This is a genomic window from Lancefieldella parvula DNF00906 (genome assembly GCF_000758945.1).
In the GTDB taxonomy this organism is placed as follows: Bacteria; Actinomycetota; Coriobacteriia; order Coriobacteriales; family Atopobiaceae; genus Lancefieldella; species Lancefieldella parvula_C.
In genome coordinates, this window is record NZ_JRND01000021.1 from 1 (window position 1) to 17,691 (window position 17,691).

At 53.1% G+C, this 17,691-nt stretch carries 12 protein-coding genes; 10 read left to right on the forward strand and 2 right to left on the reverse strand.

Going from position 1 to position 17,691, the window contains the following annotated elements:
• Positions 1–98: 98 nt before the first annotated feature.
• Positions 99–1,025 carry a pseudouridine-5'-phosphate glycosidase gene (locus HMPREF1647_RS04470; RefSeq protein WP_035428532.1) on the reverse strand — a complete coding sequence of 309 codons (927 nt, stop codon included), beginning with the start codon at positions 1,023–1,025 and terminating at the stop codon, positions 99–101.
• Between the two features lie 73 nt (positions 1,026–1,098).
• Entirely contained in the window at positions 1,099–2,181 is a 1,083-nt protein-coding gene (locus HMPREF1647_RS04475) for a PfkB family carbohydrate kinase (protein ID WP_035432451.1), read from the reverse strand.
• 407 nt (positions 2,182–2,588) lie between these two features.
• Between HMPREF1647_RS04475 and HMPREF1647_RS04480 the strand changes: the two genes are divergently transcribed.
• The 10 genes from HMPREF1647_RS04480 to HMPREF1647_RS04525 all read left to right on the forward strand — a co-directional run bounded on the left by HMPREF1647_RS04480 (position 2,589) and on the right by HMPREF1647_RS04525 (position 17,596).
• Positions 2,589–3,779, forward strand: coding sequence for a phosphopentomutase (locus tag HMPREF1647_RS04480; protein WP_035432453.1), 1,191 nt, complete (start codon positions 2,589–2,591; stop codon positions 3,777–3,779).
• Positions 3,779–4,489: a purine-nucleoside phosphorylase gene (gene deoD / locus HMPREF1647_RS04485; protein WP_035432456.1), complete on the forward strand. Its 711-nt coding sequence runs from the start codon at positions 3,779–3,781 to the stop codon at positions 4,487–4,489. Before HMPREF1647_RS04480 ends, deoD begins: the two co-directional genes overlap by 1 nt.
• Before the next feature lie 163 nt (positions 4,490–4,652).
• On the forward strand, positions 4,653–5,726 hold the full coding sequence (locus tag HMPREF1647_RS04490) for a BMP family lipoprotein (protein WP_035432459.1): 1,074 nt from the start codon (positions 4,653–4,655) through the stop codon (positions 5,724–5,726).
• Between the two features lie 148 nt (positions 5,727–5,874).
• The gene (locus tag HMPREF1647_RS04495; RefSeq protein ID WP_035432461.1) at positions 5,875–7,404 is read left to right on the forward strand and encodes an ABC transporter ATP-binding protein; all 1,530 of its coding nucleotides are present in this window, start codon (positions 5,875–5,877) and stop codon (positions 7,402–7,404) included.
• Positions 7,401–8,603: an ABC transporter permease gene (locus tag HMPREF1647_RS04500; protein WP_035432463.1), complete on the forward strand. Its 1,203-nt coding sequence runs from the start codon at positions 7,401–7,403 to the stop codon at positions 8,601–8,603. The genes HMPREF1647_RS04495 and HMPREF1647_RS04500 overlap by 4 nt, the downstream gene beginning before the upstream one ends.
• Positions 8,593–9,516, forward strand: a complete 924-nt coding sequence (locus HMPREF1647_RS04505; protein WP_035432466.1) for an ABC transporter permease — start codon at positions 8,593–8,595, stop codon at positions 9,514–9,516. The genes HMPREF1647_RS04500 and HMPREF1647_RS04505 overlap by 11 nt, the downstream gene beginning before the upstream one ends.
• Entirely contained in the window at positions 9,516–10,043 is a 528-nt protein-coding gene (locus HMPREF1647_RS04510; protein ID WP_035432468.1) for a cytidine deaminase, read from the forward strand. Before HMPREF1647_RS04505 ends, HMPREF1647_RS04510 begins: the two co-directional genes overlap by 1 nt.
• A gap of 173 nt (positions 10,044–10,216) precedes the next feature.
• On the forward strand, positions 10,217–11,542 hold the full coding sequence (locus HMPREF1647_RS04515) for a pyrimidine-nucleoside phosphorylase (RefSeq protein ID WP_035432470.1): 1,326 nt from the start codon (positions 10,217–10,219) through the stop codon (positions 11,540–11,542).
• Between the two features lie 599 nt (positions 11,543–12,141).
• Positions 12,142–12,849: a TetR/AcrR family transcriptional regulator gene (locus tag HMPREF1647_RS04520; protein ID WP_035432472.1), complete on the forward strand. Its 708-nt coding sequence runs from the start codon at positions 12,142–12,144 to the stop codon at positions 12,847–12,849.
• Positions 12,842–17,596, forward strand: a complete 4,755-nt coding sequence (locus HMPREF1647_RS04525) for a 2-hydroxyacyl-CoA dehydratase (RefSeq protein ID WP_035432474.1) — start codon at positions 12,842–12,844, stop codon at positions 17,594–17,596. The genes HMPREF1647_RS04520 and HMPREF1647_RS04525 overlap by 8 nt, the downstream gene beginning before the upstream one ends.
• The last annotated feature ends 95 nt before the right edge of the window (positions 17,597–17,691 follow it).

Genomic DNA, 17,691 nt, shown 5'->3' on the forward strand with positions numbered 1-17,691 from the left:
GAACTGCCTTCCATTTCTTATGTTCAAGAAATGGAAGGCAGTTCAAAACGACGCGGAGGCCAAAGGAACTGCGATGCTTACGCAGCGTGTGCGAGCACTTACTTGCGGTTGCAAACCTCTGCAGCAACCTTTGCGCCAAGAGCAACGTTGTTGAAGACCAGCTGAATGTTGGACTCAAGGGAGTTGTTACCAGTGATCTCAGCAACCTTTGCCAGCAAGAATGGTGTGGACTCCTTGCCGTGGATACCGTTTGCCTCTGCCTCTGCAAGGGCCTTCTCGATAGCTGCGTCGATGGTGTCCTTATCCATTGCATACTGCTCAGGAATTGGGTTGGTGACCAGAAGACCGCTGTTCATGCCAATCTGCTGCTGGGTAGTGAAGATCTCTGCCAGCTCAGCAGGGGAGTCAACGCGGTAGTCAACGCTAAAGCCACTCTTACGAGTGTAGAACGCAGGAAGCTCCTCGGTCTGGTAACCAAGTACAGGAACGCCCTTAGTCTCCAGGTACTCAAGGGTAAGGCCAAGGTCAAGAATGGACTTTGCACCAGCGCAAATGACCATAACAGGAGTCTGTGCAAGCTCCTCAAGGTCAGCGGAGATGTCCATGGTGGTCTCAGCGCCACGGTGAACGCCACCGATGCCACCGGTTGCAAAGACGTCAATGCCTGCCATGTGAGCAATCATCATGGTAGTAGTGACGGTAGTTGCGCCGTCCTTCTTCTCAGCAATGATAACAGGGAGGTCGCGGCGGCTAACCTTAGCAACCTCGCGGCCCTTCTTGCCCAGGTAATCAATCTCGTCAGCGGAAAGGCCGGCACGCATCTGGCCGTTAATAATTGCAATAGTTGCAGGAATTGCACCGTTGTCGCGGATGATCTGCTCAACCTTCAGAGCGGTCTCGACGTTCTGTGGGTAAGGCATACCGTGAGAAATGATGGTGGACTCCAGAGCTACAACAGGCTTGTTCTGCTCAAGAGCCTCTTTGACCTCGTCAGATACAACGAGAAAATCCTTCAGGTTAGACATATATACTCCAATCGTAAACGACTAATGGAACCGAAAGTAGTGCCGTGCAGACGTACTGTGCCGTGCAGACGCGCTAAAGACCTGCGCGCTTGATGACCTCTTCAACGTTGAGTTCACCGTTGATGGTGTCCTCACCCTCAATGGCCATGCTGGAAGCAGCCATGCCTATCAGGCCGGTCTGCTCAAGCGTCATGCCCTGAGTATACGCCCAGGTAATTCCTGCCATCATGGCATCGCCCGCACCGGTCATGTTGACAAGCTTTGCAGGAAGCAGTGGCAAGCGAACGGTCTTCTCGTGATCAGCACAAAGAAGGCCCTTCTCGCTAAGGGAGATAAACACGCGCTTCAGTCCTGTTGCAAGCAGCCCGTGAGCTGCGGCTTCAAGGGAAGCGTCGTCAGTAATCTTGATGCCCGAGAGCATCTCGGCCTCAAGACGATTTGGTTTGAGCGTGTGAATCTTGCCCAGGACCCTCTTGAGCTTCTGCGCCTTGATAGAAGAAACGGGGTCGCAGAAGATAGGGCAAGTCACGTTCTTGGCAATAAACTCGATGGTCTGCTGAGGCAGGTTGGTGTCAATCACGCAAGCTGCGGCGTGCTGGATAACATCCAGGCGCTCCTCGATGCGCTCGGGGGTGACATACTCGTAAATCTGCATGTCATTGATGGCTTCCTGCATCTCACCGTGCTCGTCCATAATGAAGAGGTAGGTAGAAGTGGAAGCGCCCGGCACGGTAATAGAAGCATCGATGTCAATACCGCAGTCCAGGCAGCCCTCTTTGAGCTCGCGCGCACGATAGTCCTCGCCAAAAGCGGTGAGCAGACGAACGTCGCTGTCGAGAAGGGCCAGGTTGTGTGCAACATTTCTACCAACGCCACCAAAAGACATGGTGACCTTACCAGGGTTTGAATCTCCCGCCACAAGGGAAGTGTCTGGGCGGCCAGCAATATCCATGTTGGCAGCGCCAATCACAATAAAGTAGGGGCGCTCGCTCAAAATGTAGCGGCGGCCCAAAATTGCGCCCTTTGCGGTAAGGTTGGAGATGTGAACCGAAACAGAAGAACGCGAGATACCTGCTCGCTCTGCAATTTCCTTCTGAGTAATGGAAGGCTGCTCTTTAATCCAGTTGAAAATCATCTGTTCTCGATTGGTGAGCATCAGGCCTCCTAGCAGCAAAAATAGAATCCGACTAAACAGGTGCTTATATAAAACTTCTAAACAGGTGCTTATCTTATTTAAGCTAGTGCTTAAATCTTGCTTTGGACAACGATAAGACAGCAGCTAGAGTCTGTAAAGAATGAATTCATTAAATTTTTCCCTGGTGAGCTCAACGATTTTCTCGCCACATTGGCTTTACCTGCTTGATTTTTCTAAGCATTTGCTGCGTACCGTTTACAGAATTTTAGTATCTGCAAACGGTTGTATCGTGAAAATCTCTCTAAATTGGGCGTCGGCGTTATGCAACTGTAATAATATATTTAATGAATAGTAATGACTCGTCCACATAAGTTAGCTTGCGTATGTATCGTGCGCAAATGCTTGTTTCGGGCGTTTTAGGAGGTAGTATGCCTAAACGTGTTTTTGTAGTTGTTCTTGATAGTTTTGGCATCGGCGAAGAGCCTGATGCAGCGGCATACGGAGATGAGGGCAGCAATACCCTCTGTGCATGCGCAACAAGTGGCGTTCTTAACATCCCAAATATGACAAAGTTGGGCCTTCTTAATATTGATGGCGCGCTTGATACCGTGTATGACGTTGATCTGAAGCCAATTGAGTCTCCTGTGGGCGCATATGCTCGCATGCAGGAGAAATCCGCTGGTAAAGACACTACGGTTGGTCACTGGGAGATGGCAGGCGTCATTTCTCCAAAGAAGTTCCCAACCTATCCTGATGGTTTTCCACAGGAGGTCATTGAGGAGTTTGAGCAGAAGACGGGCCGTAAGGTTCTCTGCAACAAACCTTACTCCGGAACCGATGTTATTAGAGACTTTGGTAAAGAGCACGTAGAGACTGGTGCTCTGATTGTCTATACCTCAGCAGATTCTGTTTTCCAGATTGCTGCTCATGAGGACGTGGTAAGTCCCGAGAAACTCTATGAATATTGCCGCATTGCACGCGAGATTCTTCAGGGTGAGCACGGTGTTGCTCGCGTTATTGCTCGTCCTTTTGAGGGGGAGTGGCCATACCAGCGCACTTCTCGCCGTCATGACTTCTCGCTTGAGCCAACAGGTCCAACTATGCTTGACCGCCTTAAAGAGAACGGCTTTGACGTTCTTTCTATTGGCAAGATTTATGACATCTTTGCTCACCGTGGCATGACTGAGTTTGAGTTTACTACCTGCAATGCAGACGGAATTCAGAAGACTATTGAGGCTACCAGCAAAGACTTCAACGGTCTGTGCTTCACCAACCTCGTTGATACTGACATGATTTACGGTCACCGTAACGATCCTGTGGGATACTCCAACGCTCTTTCTTATTTTGATGAGCGCATTCCTCAAATTATTGAGGGTCTTCGTGAGGACGACCTGTTCATTATTACCGCAGATCATGGCTGTGACCCGGTAACACCATCTACTGATCACTCTCGTGAGTACGTGCCACTGCTTATCACGGGTCCAAAGGTCAAGCCAAACACTAACCTTGGTACAACCACCACATTTGCCGATATGGCCGAGACAATCCTTGATTATTTTGGTGTTGAGCAACTTGGTGTTGGAACTTCTCACCTGTCAGAGATTCTTAAGGAGAACTAATGGCTACTACCCCAACTCCCCATAACGCTGCTGTTGAGGGCCAGATTGCTAAGACCGTCCTCATGCCAGGCGATCCTCTGCGCGCTAAGCTTCTTGCAGACACGTACCTGGAGAACGTTGAGCAGTTCAACACCGTTCGCAATATGTTTGGCTACACCGGCACCTACAAGGGACAGCCAGTCTCCGTTATGGGTTCTGGTATGGGTATGCCTTCCATTGGTATTTATTCTTACGAGCTCTTTAATTTCTACGGAGTTGACAACATTCTCCGTATTGGTAGTGCTGGCGGCCTTGCTCCTGAGGTAAAGCTTAGAGACATTGTTATTGGCATGTCTTCCAGCACTGATTCTAATTATCCATCACAGTACGGAATGCCTGGAACCATTGCACCTACCGCAGACTTTGGCCTGTTGAGCAAGGCTGTTGCTGGTGCAGAAAAGCTGGGTTATCCCGTTCGCGTTGGTAATATCCTGGCAAGCGACGTGTTCTATACCGTAAACAACTCGCTTCCAAAATGGGCAAGTATGGATGTTCTTGCCGTTGAGATGGAGTCGGCAGCCCTGTATCTCAACGCCATGTACGCTCATAAGCATGCGCTTACGCTGCTAACTATCTCTGATTTGCCTCTTACAGGAGAAGCACTTACTGCTGAAGAGCGTCAGACTAGTTTCACGCAGATGATGGAGGTTGCTCTTTCTGTTGTTGCTTAAGGCACTTGTTGTGTAAAGCATCGCAGATAGGCAGTTTGCCATTGCTGTTTGTTTTGGAACCATGCGGATTTTCCGCTTAAGTTAGGGGAGTTTGGTCAACTTCTCATAAAGATCCAGCACTAAAGCTGGATGTTCCCGCCACATGAGGTAAGGAGAGCACGGAATGAACAAGAACGTTTCTCGTCGTAGTTTTGTGACTGGCGCAACCGGCGCTGGCGCATTTGCAGCACTCGCAGGTCTTGCAGGCTGCAACCAGAAGAAGGACGACGGCGGCCAGAAGGCATCAGGTGAGAAGAAAAAGAAGCTCACCATGGTTACCGATACTGGTGGTGTTAACGACCAGTCCTTTAACCAGTCCGCTTGGGAGGGCATGACCGAGCTCAAGGACAAGAACGGCTGGGATGTCAGCTACCTTGAGTCCAAGCAGGATTCCGATTATGCAACCAACCTTGATAAGGCTGTTGACGCAGAGTCCGACCTTGTTTGGGGCGTTGGCTTTGCTATGGCAGACGCAACCCTTAAGGCTGCTAAGGACAATCCAAACACCCAGTTTGCCATTATCGACAACGGCAACGAGTCTGAGGTTTCCAACTTCACCGGCGTAATGTTCCGTGCTCAGGAGCCTTCCTTTGTTGTTGGCTACATTGCTGCTCGCACCACAAAGACTGGCAAGGTTGGCTTTGTTGGCGGCATTTCTTCCGCACTTATCGACCAGTTTGAGTATGGTTACCGCGGCGGCGTTGCTTATGCAAACAAGGAAAAGGGCACCAACGTTGAGGTTTCTGCACAGTACGCAGAGTCCTTCTCCGATGCTGCAAAGGGCAAGGCTATTGCTAACTCCATGTACTCCGATGGTTGCGACGTTGTCTTCCACGCTGCAGGCGGCGTAGGAACCGGCGTTATTGAGGCAGCTAAGGACGCAAACAAGCTTGCTATCGGCGTTGACCGTGACCAGGCATATCTTGCTCCAGAGAACGTCCTGACCTCCGCTCTTAAGCGCGTTAACGTTGCTATCGTTGAGATTTCCGAGAAGATCTTGAAGGACGGCCAGAAGGGCGGCACTACTGTTTCCCTGGGCGCTTCCGAGGACGCTGTCGGAATTGCTGAGGATCACCACCTCATGGGTGAGGACACCTACAAGGCAGCTACTGACCTTCTCGACAAGATCAAGGCTGGCTCCGTTGTTCCTCCTGCAAGCAAGGACGACCTGGACAAGTTTGTTAAGTCTTTGAGCTAAGCTCTGACTTAGTTTTTAAGCCTTAGGGTTTCTCGCCAGATGGTTTTTGACCTCTGACAGGCCCAAAAGGTTGATGAGTTTGGATTTGCTGGTGAGGGGTGCTCTTTGGCACTCCTCACCTCTCGCAAGTGTGTAAAGGAGGTGGCTCGTGGAAGTCAGTTCGGATTACGCTGTTCAGATGCATGGCATTACCAAAGTTTTTGGATCGTTTAAAGCTCTTGACGCCGTAGACCTTAACGTGCGCAAGCAAACTGTCCACGCCATTTTAGGAGAGAACGGCGCAGGTAAAAGTACGCTTATGAACGTACTGTATGGCCTGTATTCTGCTGATGAGGGCGAGGTTTACCTCAACGGAGAGCGTGTATCCATATCTGGCCCAACCGATGCTATCGCTCACGGTATTGGTATGGTTCACCAGCACTTTATGCTGGTCGAGAACTTTACTGTTACAGAAAATATTGTTTTGGGCAACGAGGTCACCAAGGCTGGTGGCGTCCTTGATCCAAAGCGAGCTCGCGAGAAGGTCCTGGAGATTGTTGAGGAATACGGCTTTGACGTAGACCCTGACGCCAAGATTGAAGACATTTCTGTTGGTATGCAACAGCGTGTTGAGATCTTAAAGGCACTATATCGCGGCGCTGATACCTTGATTCTTGATGAGCCTACGGCAGTTCTTACGCCGCAGGAGATTGAGAAGCTTATTCAGATCATGCATGACCTGGTAAGCAAAGGTAAAACCATCATTGTTATTACGCACAAGCTTAAAGAGATTATGTCTTCTGCTGACGAGTGCACTATTATTCGTCGCGGCAAGTACATGAGCACCGTTGATGTCTCCAAGACATCCGAGACCGAGCTTGCAACACTTATGGTTGGTAGAAACGTTAACCTGCATGTAGAAAAGAAGCCAGCAACTCCTGGCGAGGTTGTTCTCTCTATTAAGGACCTCCACGTTAAGGACGAGCGCGGCATTGAGCAGGTAAACGGCTTTAATTTGGATATTCGTGCTGGCGAGATTGTTGGTCTTGCAGGCATTGACGGCAACGGCCAGAAAGAACTTACCGATGCCATAAACGCACTGGTCAAACCTGAGTCGGGCACCATTGCTGTCAAGGGTGAAGAGATTCAGGGCACCACCCCAAAGACGGTTATTGACCACGCAGTTGCAACTATTCCTTCAGACCGCCATCGTTGGGGCCTGGTTCTGCCCTTTACGGTTGCCGAGAACATGGTGCTTGAGCGCCACAACGAGGAGACCTTTGGTAAGAGCATTGCACTTGACCTGGCAAAGATCAAGGAATTCTCTCAGAAGCTGATTGACGAGTTTGATATTCGTCCTGCAGAGTGCGTAGATCATCAGGCAGTGGGACTTTCCGGCGGTAACCAGCAGAAGGTTATTATCGCCCGTGAGGTCTCTTCCAACCCAGACGTCCTCATTGCCATTCAGCCAACGCGCGGCCTTGACGTTGGCGCAATTGAGTTTGTCCATAAAGCGCTAATTCGCGAGAGGGACCGTGGAGCAGCAATTTTGCTGATTTCCTTTGAGTTGGACGAGATTATGGACGTTGCCGATAAGATGGCAATTATTTACGCTGGCAAGAATGTTGGCGAGTTTGACCAAGGTACTATCACTGAAGAGCAGGCTGGCCTGCTGATGGCAGGAGGTGACGCCGAGTGAGTACGCTTACAAAGATAATGAGAAAGCCCATTACGTCAGCAATTGTTGCTATTTTTGTTGGCCTGTTGGTTGCTTCTATTATTTTGGTTGTTGCAGGTTATGATCCTATCAGCTCGTTTGAGGCACTTATTGGCGGCATGGTAGGTAAGCCAAAATACATTTCTAACGTCATTATTAAGGCAACACCTCTGCTCTTTACGGGTATTGCCGTTGCCTTTGCATTCCGCGTTGGTCTCTTTAACATTGGCGCTGAGGGTCAGTACATTGTTGGTACCATCCTGGCCGTTATTGTTGGCTACAGCCTTGACCTTCCTCCTGTGCTGCAGATTCCTGTAGTTGTTTTGGTAGGTACCGCAGGCGGAGCAGGTATTGGCGCCATCATTGGATGGCTTAAAGCCCAGTTTGGCATCAACGAGGTTATTACCAGCATTATGTTTAACTGGATCAGCCTCTACCTCTGCAACTTTGTGGTCTCTCTTCCACAGTTCCACCAGCCAAACTCAACATCTTCGTACCCCATTAATGAGTCCGGTTATACCACGCTGTTCTATGGTATGAAGAATTCCGAGGACGGCGCTGAGGCAATTCGCAATATCCCTGTTATTGGTGACGCTATTATGCGTACCGATGTAAACATTGGTATTTTTGTTGCTATTTTCGCAGCTATCTTCATTGGCTGGCTGCTTATGCGTACCAAGGTTGGTTATGAGATGCGCGCTGTTGGTTTTAACCGCGATGCTGCTCAGTTTACCGGCATCAACGTTAAGAAGAACCTCACACTTTGCATGGCTATTTCTGGTGCACTCTGCGGACTTGCAGGTGCTCTGACCATTACCGGTATTGCTCCTCACAGTATTGCAACGCTGGCAGCATTTGAGAACAACGGCTTTAACGGTCTGTCCGTTGCGTTTATCGCTAACTGTAATCCTGTGGCATGTATTCCTGCATCCTTCCTGTTTGCTGGTCTTCTTTATGGTGGCCAGACTGTTCAGCAGACGGTTGGTGCACCTTCCGAGATTATCAACATTGTTATTGGTACCATCGTGTTCTTTATGGCTCTGGGTGGCGTTATTCCAATGCTTGCCGACCGTCTTGATCACAAGCGTGCCCAGAAGGCTAAGGAAGAAGAGGCAAAGCTTGCTGCTCAAGTGAGTGATGCGTCCGACCCTTCTCAGGAGGAGGCAAACAATGCTCACTAACCTGATTCTTCTTGTTTCCGTTACCCTCATGTACTCGACACCTCTTATTTTTGGTGCTCTGGGCGGCGTTGTCTCCGAGCGCTCCGGTGTTGTCAACATTGGTATTGAGGGCATGATGGGCGTTGGTGCCTTTGCAGGCGTTGCGGGCAGCTACCTCACCGGAAACCCTTGGATTGGCTTCCTTTGCGCAGGTATTGCAGGCGGTCTTATTGCGCTTTTGCACGCCATGGCATCCATTACGTTTAACGCTGACCAGACAGTTTCTGGTGTTGCAATTAACCTGCTGGCACCTGGCATTGCTCTGTTTGCCTGCCGTCTTTTGTTTGATGGCGCCGCAATGTCTCCGGCAGTCACCAAGCTCCCAAAGCTCTTTGGTGAGGGTGCCTTTAACGACACACCTTATTCCAGCTTGAACGTAGACATTACCGTGGTACTTGCACTTTTAACCGCCCTTCTCGTCTGGTTTGTGCTTTACCGTACCAAGTGGGGCCTGCGTATTCGCTCCGTTGGCGAGCATCCACACGCATCCGAGACGCTGGGCATTAGCGTTCGTAAGACTCGCTACCTCTGCGTTATTGTTTCTGGTGTTCTTGCAGGATTTGGTGGCGCTTCTGTAACGCTGGCAATTATTTCTCAGTTTACTCAGACCGCTATTTCTGGTCAGGGCTTTATTGCACTGGCAGCGGTTATCTTTGGTAAGTGGAAGCCTCTGAACACCTATGCAGCTTGCCTACTCTTTGGCTTTACTCAGGCACTTGCAATTCTTCTTGGCGGTGGCGCAACTCCAATCCCAAGTCAGATTATTGCAATGCTTCCATACTTCATCACCATCATTACGCTGGTCCTCTTTGTTGGTAAGTCTGTTGCTCCTAAGGCAGACGGCGTGCCATACATCAAGGGAAGTCGTGCATAATGGCCGGGGTAGAGGGTTCTTGCCACGTTTCTAACGAGGCTCTTGTTCAGCTTGCCATTGAGGCGCGCAACCACGCCTATGTACCGTACTCTCACTATGCTGTTGGAGCTGCACTATTGTGCTCCGACGGTACGGTGTACGGCGGCGCCAACCTAGAAAACGCTGCGTATACGCCTTCTAACTGTGCTGAGCGTACGGCGTTTTTCCGCGCGGTATTTGAGGGTCGCCGAGATTTTGTGGCCATTGCGGTTGTTGGTGGTCCTGAGGGAGAGGCTCCAACAGCTTGGTGCACTCCTTGTGGTGTATGCAGGCAGGTTATTCGCGAGTGGTGCGATCCTGCTACATTCCGTATTGTGCTGGGCAAGGTAGACGCGGCTCCTCGCGAGTATCTGCTCCAGGATATCTTGCCTATGGGATTTGGACCCGAAGATCTGGGTGGGTCCAGTCCTGCCGGCGCATCGGGTGACGACGCCGTGAAGGGTGCCGACGGTGGTCACGAGCACGGTTGTGGCTGCGGGTGCAGATAACCTGATAGGTTACATGAAATTGCGAGCCGGTAGAGTTTCTCGCTACCGGCTCTTTTACTAGAGAGTTAACGCGAACGGCAACGAACGCGCCTGACGGAGCCGCGAACGGCAACGAACGCGCCTGACGGCGCCGCGAACGGCAACGAACGCGAACAGCGAAAAGAGGTTCAACTATGCGCATGTACGACGTGATTGAGAAGAAGCGCGACGGCGACGAGCTTACCGACGCCGAGATTGATTACTTTGTCTCGGGCTATGTAGCTGGGGATATTCCCGATTATCAGGCTTCCGCGCTTGCGATGGCTATTTTCTACAAGGGCATGACCGCGCACGAGACGGCTCACCTGACCATGGCGATGGCTGAGTCCGGCGACATGATGGACCTCTCGGCAATCCCTGGTATCAAGGTGGACAAGCACTCTACCGGCGGTGTTGGCGATAAAACCACGCTGGTAGTGGCTCCAATTGTTGCATCTCTTGGCGTCAAGGTTGCTAAGATGAGCGGTCGCGGTCTGGGTCACACGGGCGGTACGCTGGACAAACTTGAGGCAATCCCAGGTCTTTCCATTGAGATTTCCGAGCCTGATTTCTTCAAGCAGGTCTCCGAGATTGGCGTTGCCGTTGCAGGTCAGACGGGCAATCTTGTCCCCGCGGACAAGAAGCTCTACGCGCTGCGCGACGTTACCGCAACCGTCGACTCGGTGCCTCTGATTGCGTCGAGCATCATGAGCAAGAAGATTGCTTCTGGCTCCGACTGTATTTTGCTGGACGTTAAGTGCGGCTCCGGCGCCTTTATGAAGGACGTTGACTCCGCAATTGAGCTGGCAGATGCCATGGTTTCCATTGGCGAGCACGTCGGCCGCACCACCGCAGCGCTGATTACTGGCATGGATCGACCTCTTGGCAAAAACGTGGGCAACTCCCTCGAGGTTATTGAGGCAGTGTCCACGCTCAAGGGTGAGGGTCCTGAGGATCTGACCGATGTCTGCGTTGAACTTGCTGCAAACATGCTTAACCTCGCAGGTAAGGGAAGTGTTGAGGACTGCCGCAAGCTGGCTCGTCAGCAGATTGCAAACGGCGAGGGTCTGGCTAAACTGGCACAGATGGTCAAGGCTCAGGGCGGCACCGACGAGGTCATCTTTGACACCACTAAGTTTGAAGCTGCGCCATTCCGCCGCGACATTGTGGCCGAGACCAGCGGATATATCACTTCTATGAACGCTGAGCTGGTGGGCATTTCCTCTGTTGCTTTGGGCGCCGGTCGCGAGAAGAAAGGCGATCCGATTGACCCAGCAGCTGGTATTATCCTTGAGCGCAAGACCGGCGATTATGTCGAGAAGGGCGATGTTATTGCAACGCTTCTGACCTGCGATGAAAGCCGTCTTGATGAGGGCGAGCGCATCTTCCGTGAGGCTCTGGTCTTTGGCGAGAACGTTCCTGAGCTGGAACCGCTGTTCTTTGCACGCGTCTCCAAGGACGGCGTCGAGCGCTTCGCGTAAATGCAGGTAGCGGCCGCGCGGCTCCGCGGGGGTCCGAGCTCCACATAACATGCAGGTGAAGAGCGCGCGAGCTCCGAGCTCCACATAACATGCAGGTTAGACCGGTGTTCACGCAGGTGGGCACCGGTTTTTTGTGTGGTAACAGTGTCGTGTGCGGGCAAACTCGCAGGTCAGTGCGCGAAGCGCCGGCGGCGAGTGCACGGGTTTCTCGCCAGGCGCGCCATAACAGCATGCGCGCCTAAAAAGTGCAAAGAATCTGTATTTTGAATACAGATTCGTTAACGAAATCAGGCAAATCCACAGTTTCTTTTACATTTTTAGGCAATATTTACCGATTCTTTGCTGAAATCAGGCGCGCTAGCAGGCCAAAATAGAACCCTAGTGATCAAAGTAAATCTGGCGAGAAAATCGGTCTTCTCGCGGTTGCAGTTATTGCACAGAGTGTGTAATAATACTCAGTATGTGCAATAAGTCGGGTGCTACGGTGTTGTTGTGCTGCAGCGCACCCGCACCGCGCCACCCGCGCCGCTCACACGCGCCGCTCACACGCGCCCGCGCACCCAGTACGTACCTGCAACCAGGAGAGGCTTCAGAAACGTATGACGCAAACATTGTCTGCACCTGCTGTTTTGTCAGCTTGCAAGCTTGATCGACGTACCGCCAGAACTCGTGCGGCGCTTAGAAAAGCCCTGGCAGAAGAGATAGACGTAACCGGCGACCTTACCTCCGTGACCGTCACGGGCGTAACGGAGCGCGCCGGCCTCACGCGCCGAACTTTTTACTCCCACTATAAAGACATCCCGGACCTGGTGCTTCATATCGAAAAGGAAGCGCTGGCAGAGCTGCGACCTGCTGTTGAGCAGCTTGCTCGCGTCAACCTTGTTGAGCTCAGAGAGGCCATTGACTCCTACAAGCCATGCCCCGGCGCAACGGAGATGCTTCGCAGCATTCGCAAACACGGCTTCTACCTGCGTCCTTTGCTGGGCAACGGTGGAGACCCTGCGTTCCAGGATAAGCTAAAGCACCTGGTACACGAGGTTATCGCCCAGCGCGCCCTTCACGACCTTGATCCGCGCGCACTTGGTCCCTTCTTTGACTACTATCTGACCTTTGCAATTTCTGCCGAGGTCGGCGTCCTTATCCGCTGGTTAATCGGCGGCATGCGCGAGAGCGACGAGCAGATGGCAGGCCTTATGACCGGCCTCATGTTTGTTGCACCTGGCGATCTGTACGGCAAGCCAATCAAGCTAGATGTTCCACGATTTGCGCTTGCAACTCTTGTTCTCGGAGAGGAAAACAATGATTAGTCCAAAGTTTGAGCTGGTAGAGAATGGTGCCGAGCTTGCACCAAACGTCCCACTTGACCTGTCTCAGGCCCACCTTATGCTGGGCATCGACGTTGGTTCCACAACCGTAAAGCTGTCCGTCATCGACGAGGACGGCACGCTGGTTTACGCAAACTACGAGCGTCACCACACCGACGTTCGCGCAACCGCGCGCTCCTTGTTCGTCAAAGCTCAGAAGCACATTGGCGAGACACCTATGTACGCCGCAATCACCGGTTCCGGCGGAATGCTCTTGGCGCAATGGCTTGACCTGGAGTTTGTCCAGGAGGTTATCGCTTCCAAGCGCGCCGTTGAGACGCTGATCCCTCAGACCGACGTTGCTATTGAGCTGGGCGGCGAGGACGCAAAGATCATCTACTTTGACAACGGTATTGAGCAGCGCATGAATGGTACCTGCGCAGGTGGTACCGGTGCGTTCATCGACCAGATGGCGTCTCTCCTCAAGACCGACGCAACTGGTCTCAATGAGCTGGCAAAAGACGTCAAGCAGATCTACCCAATTGCATCTCGCTGCGGCGTTTTTGCTAAGTCCGACGTTCAGCCGCTGCTCAACGAGGGTGCCGCTCCTGCCGACATCGCTGCTTCCATCTTCCAAGCTGTTGCAAACCAGACCGTTTCTGGCTTGGCCTGTGGACACCCCATCCGCGGCTACGTCGCGTTTCTCGGCGGCCCGCTGCAGTACCTCTCTGAGCTGCGCCGTCGCTTCTACATCACGCTTAACTTGGACGACGAGCACATCGTCTTGCCAAAGAACGCCCACCTCTTTGTTGCAACGGGCGCTGCTCTGGCGGGCGAGTCCGACCGACCAATCACCTTTACGCAGGTCATGGAGGCACTGGACAACCTTAAGGACATCCAGGGCTCTGAGGTTGCTCGTCTGGACCCACTCTTTGCCACTCAGCAGGACTTTGACGACTTCAAGGCCCGCCACGACCAGGAGGTAGTCCCCAAAGGCCAGCTGGCCAACTACCACGGACGCGTGTTCATTGGCATCGACGCTGGTTCTACCACTATGAAGGCTGCTGTTGTTGGCGAGAAGGGCGAGCTGCTTTACACCTGGTACGACAATAACAACGGCGATATCCTGGGCACTGCTCGCAAGATCATGGACTCTATCTACGACGAGATGCCTACCGACTGCATTATTGGTCACGTCACAACCACCGGTTATGGCGAGGGTATCCTGATTGAGGCTCTGCGCGCAGACTCTGGCGAGATTGAGACCGTTGCTCACCTGCGTGGCGCTAAGGCATTTGTCCCAGACGTTGATTTTATTCTTGATATTGGCGGCCAGGACATGAAGTGTCTACAGGTCAAAGACGGCGTCATTGAGCACATCATGCTGAACGAGGCTTGTTCTGCAGGCTGCGGCTCCTTTATTGCGTCCTTTGCCGACTCCATGAAGATGGACGTCCGCGAGTTTGCAACCGCCGCAACCAAGGCAACACTCCCTGTTGACCTGGGATCTCGCTGTACCGTCTTCATGAACTCCCGCGTCAAGCAGGCGCAGAAGGAGGGCGCAACCATCGGCGACGTTGCTGCTGGTCTTTCGTACTCCGTCATCAAGAATGCCCTGTTCAAGGTCATCAAGCTCCGCGACTTCAGCGAGATTGGCGAGCACTGCATTGTTCAGGGCGGCACCTTCATGTCCGACGCAACGCTCCGTGCTTTTGAGCTGCTCACCGGCAGAGACGTCATCCGTCCTGATATCGCAGGCGTCATGGGTGCCTACGGCGCCGCTCTTCTCGCCCGCGATCGCGCAGGTATTGACGGCGTATCCACCCTGCTTGACCGCGAGTCCATCGACAACCTACAGGTCAAACTTACCAACACGCACTGCCGCATCTGCCCTAACAGCTGCATGCTTACCATCAACGACTTTGGCAGCGGCCACAGGTTTATCACCGGTAACCGTTGCGAGAAAGGCGCAGGTAAGAAGCGTGGTGCTAAGAAGAACGAAGCACCAAACGTCTTTGCGTTCAAGAACAAGCTGCTGTTTGATCGCGAGTCGCTTCCTGCAGACGAGGCACCTCGCGGCACAGTGGGCATTCCTCGCGCGCTGAACATGTACGAGAACTATCCGTTCTGGCACACGTTTTTCACTAAGCTGGGCTTCTCGGTCATTTTGTCCGACCAGACCACCGCAAAGACGTACGACGCAGGTATCGAATCCATGCCTTCTGAGTCCGCCTGCTATCCCGCGAAGCTTTCCCACGGCCACATCATGAATCTGCTGGCCAAGGACCCAGACTTCATTTGGATGCCGTGTATTCGTTGGGAGCGCAAGGAGGACGACTCCGCAACCAACCACTACAACTGCCCAATTGTCATGAGCTACCCTCAGGCGCTGGGCCTCAACGTGGACGAACTCTCCGATCCTTCCATCCAGTACATGGCTCCGTTCATTCCGTATGACAAGAAGAACGAGCTCAAGCGTCGTTTGTACGAGCTCATCAGCGAACAGCGCGAGAAGGACGCCCAGGTAGGCAAGGGCCGCTTCCGCGGCGAGCACATCACGCGCACCGAAATCGACGCCGCTGTTGAGGCTGCATGGCAGGAAGATATCAACGTCAAGGACCAGATGCACCGCGCAGGTGACGAGGCTCTTGCGTGGATTGAGGAGCACGACGCTCACGGTATTGTTCTTGCAGGTCGCCCATACCATAACGACCCAGAGATTAACCACGCCATCCCTGAGCTGGTCTCTTCGTTTGGCTTTGCCGTGCTCACCGAGGATTCCATTGCTCATAAGATGATGCCTGAGCGCCCCATCCGTATTGTTGACCAGTGGATGTACCACTCACGTCTGTATCGCGCGGCTCGCTTTGTTGCATCCCGAAACGACCTGGACCTCATCCAGCTCTTCTCGTTTGGTTGCGGCCTTGACGCGCTGACCACCGACCAGGTCCAGGAGATTCTTGAGGCTTCGGGCAAGATTTACACCATGCTCAAGGTTGACCAGGTCTCCAACTTGGGTGCTGCACGTATTCGTATCCGCTCGCTGATGGCTGCCCTGAACGAGCAGCAGGCAGAGCTGGAGCGACTTGCAGCTGCCGGCTTGGTTACCGAGGCTGTTCCACAGGGCGTTCGCATGGCCGATGGCTCTCTGGAAAAGGCCAGGAGCGCAAGTTCTTCTCGCCGTGCGCCGGTGTACCGCGAGGCAGAATCTGCAGCTTACGAGAAGGTCCGCTACACCAAGGAGATGCAGGAAGCGGGCTACACCATCCTGGCTCCACAGATGGCGCCGATTCACTTTGAGCTGGTAGAGGAGCTGCTGAAGGGTGCGGGCTACAACGTTGTACTGCTGCCTTCGGTTGACCAGGGTGCCGTTGACATGGGCCTTCGCTACGTCAACAACGACATCTGCTACCCATCCATCCTGGTCACGGGTCAGATTATGGAGGCAGTGCTTTCCGGCAAGTACGACCTGACCAAGACCGCGGTTCTGATTTCGCAGACCGGCGGTGGCTGCCGTGCAACCAACTACATTGCACTGATTCGTAAGGCACTCAAAGACGCAGGTCACCCAGAGATTCCGGTCATTTCCGTCTCTGCTGCTTCCGGCCTTGACGAGGACAATCCAGGCTTCAAGCTGTTCAAGCCCGATTTGCTCATCAAGGCAGTCTACGCGCTGCTGTACGGCGACCTGATCATGCAGCTGCTGTATCGTGTTCGTCCCTACGAGGCAGTCAAGGGTTCCGCAAATGAGCTGTATGACCAGCTCATGGCCGATACACGCTCCAAGATCAACGGAATTTCTCGCAAGGAATTCTACAAGCAGTGCCAGCGTACCATTGAGCTGTTTGACAGCCTGCCCGTGGTCAACGACCGCCAGAAGCCACGCGTCGGCGTCGTCGGCGAGATTTTGGTTAAGTTCCACCCAACGGCTAACAATGAGCTGGTCAAGGTCATTGAGTCCGAAGGCTGCGAGGCCAACGTTCCAGGTCTGGTCGACTTCTTCTTGTTTGGTCTCTCCAACGCGATCAACACGCACAAGGAGCTGGGCACTTCGCTTAAGAGCCGCATGACGCACATCGCGGGCATCAAGATGGTCCAGGGACTGCGCGCGCCAATCAACAAGATGCTGGAGAAGTCCGAGCGCTTTGAGCCGTACCCCAACATCGACGAGCTGGCCGAAAAGGCTGGTCAGATCCTTTCGCTCTGCAACACGATGGGCGAGGGCTGGCTGCTCACCGCTGAGATGTGCGACCTCATTGAGACTGGCACGCCAAACATCGTCTGCGCTCAGCCATTTGCCTGCCTGCCCAACCACGTTGTGGGTAAGGCGGTCATCAAGCGCCTGCGCCAGATGCACCCCGAGTCCAACATTGTTGCCGTCGACTACGACCCAGGCGCGTCCGAGGTTAACCAGCTCAACCGTATCAAGCTGATGATTTCGGTGGCTAAGGAGAACTACAAGAACGGCGTAAATGGCGAGTTCAAACTAGAAAACGCTGACGATCCAGTTACCAACGACGCAACCATGCCGTATACCGGCCGCGACAAGTTTGGCCTGGATTCCGTTGTCCGTGAGGGCGGCCATTCTTGCTCTTCGCACCACATGTCTGCGCTGGAAGCAACTGGCGCTAACCTGGGCGATCTTGGTCGCACCGCGCCTGACCACGGAAAGGATTACGGTTCCATTAGGCTTTCCGAGGAGCAGATGGCTGCTATCGAGCGCGCCAAGAAGAAAGCCGGCGTCAAGTAGCGCGATCGACGCGGCGAACGGGCTGCAGAGCTGCGGCGAGCGCGTGGCTGCGAGCGCGCACCCCTTGCCGACCGGTCGTGCAACCAGCGTAATCG

Excerpts from the sequence above, each read along its gene's own strand:
- HMPREF1647_RS04515 (WP_035432470.1), top strand. The coding sequence starts at position 10,217 with ATGCGCATGTACGACGTGATTGAGAAGAAGCGCGACGGCGACGAGCTT.
- HMPREF1647_RS04505 (WP_035432466.1), top strand. The coding sequence starts at position 8,593 with ATGCTCACTAACCTGATTCTTCTTGTTTCCGTTACCCTCATGTACTCG.
- HMPREF1647_RS04510 (WP_035432468.1), top strand. The coding sequence starts at position 9,516 with ATGGCCGGGGTAGAGGGTTCTTGCCACGTTTCTAACGAGGCTCTTGTT.
- HMPREF1647_RS04490 (WP_035432459.1), top strand. The coding sequence starts at position 4,653 with ATGAACAAGAACGTTTCTCGTCGTAGTTTTGTGACTGGCGCAACCGGC.
- HMPREF1647_RS04475 (WP_035432451.1), bottom strand. The coding sequence starts at position 2,181 with ATGCTCACCAATCGAGAACAGATGATTTTCAACTGGATTAAAGAGCAG.
- HMPREF1647_RS04525 (WP_035432474.1), top strand. The coding sequence starts at position 12,842 with ATGATTAGTCCAAAGTTTGAGCTGGTAGAGAATGGTGCCGAGCTTGCA.
- HMPREF1647_RS04470 (WP_035428532.1), bottom strand. The coding sequence starts at position 1,025 with ATGTCTAACCTGAAGGATTTTCTCGTTGTATCTGACGAGGTCAAAGAG.
- HMPREF1647_RS04520 (WP_035432472.1), top strand. The coding sequence starts at position 12,142 with ATGACGCAAACATTGTCTGCACCTGCTGTTTTGTCAGCTTGCAAGCTT.
- deoD (WP_035432456.1), top strand. The coding sequence starts at position 3,779 with ATGGCTACTACCCCAACTCCCCATAACGCTGCTGTTGAGGGCCAGATT.
- HMPREF1647_RS04480 (WP_035432453.1), top strand. The coding sequence starts at position 2,589 with ATGCCTAAACGTGTTTTTGTAGTTGTTCTTGATAGTTTTGGCATCGGC.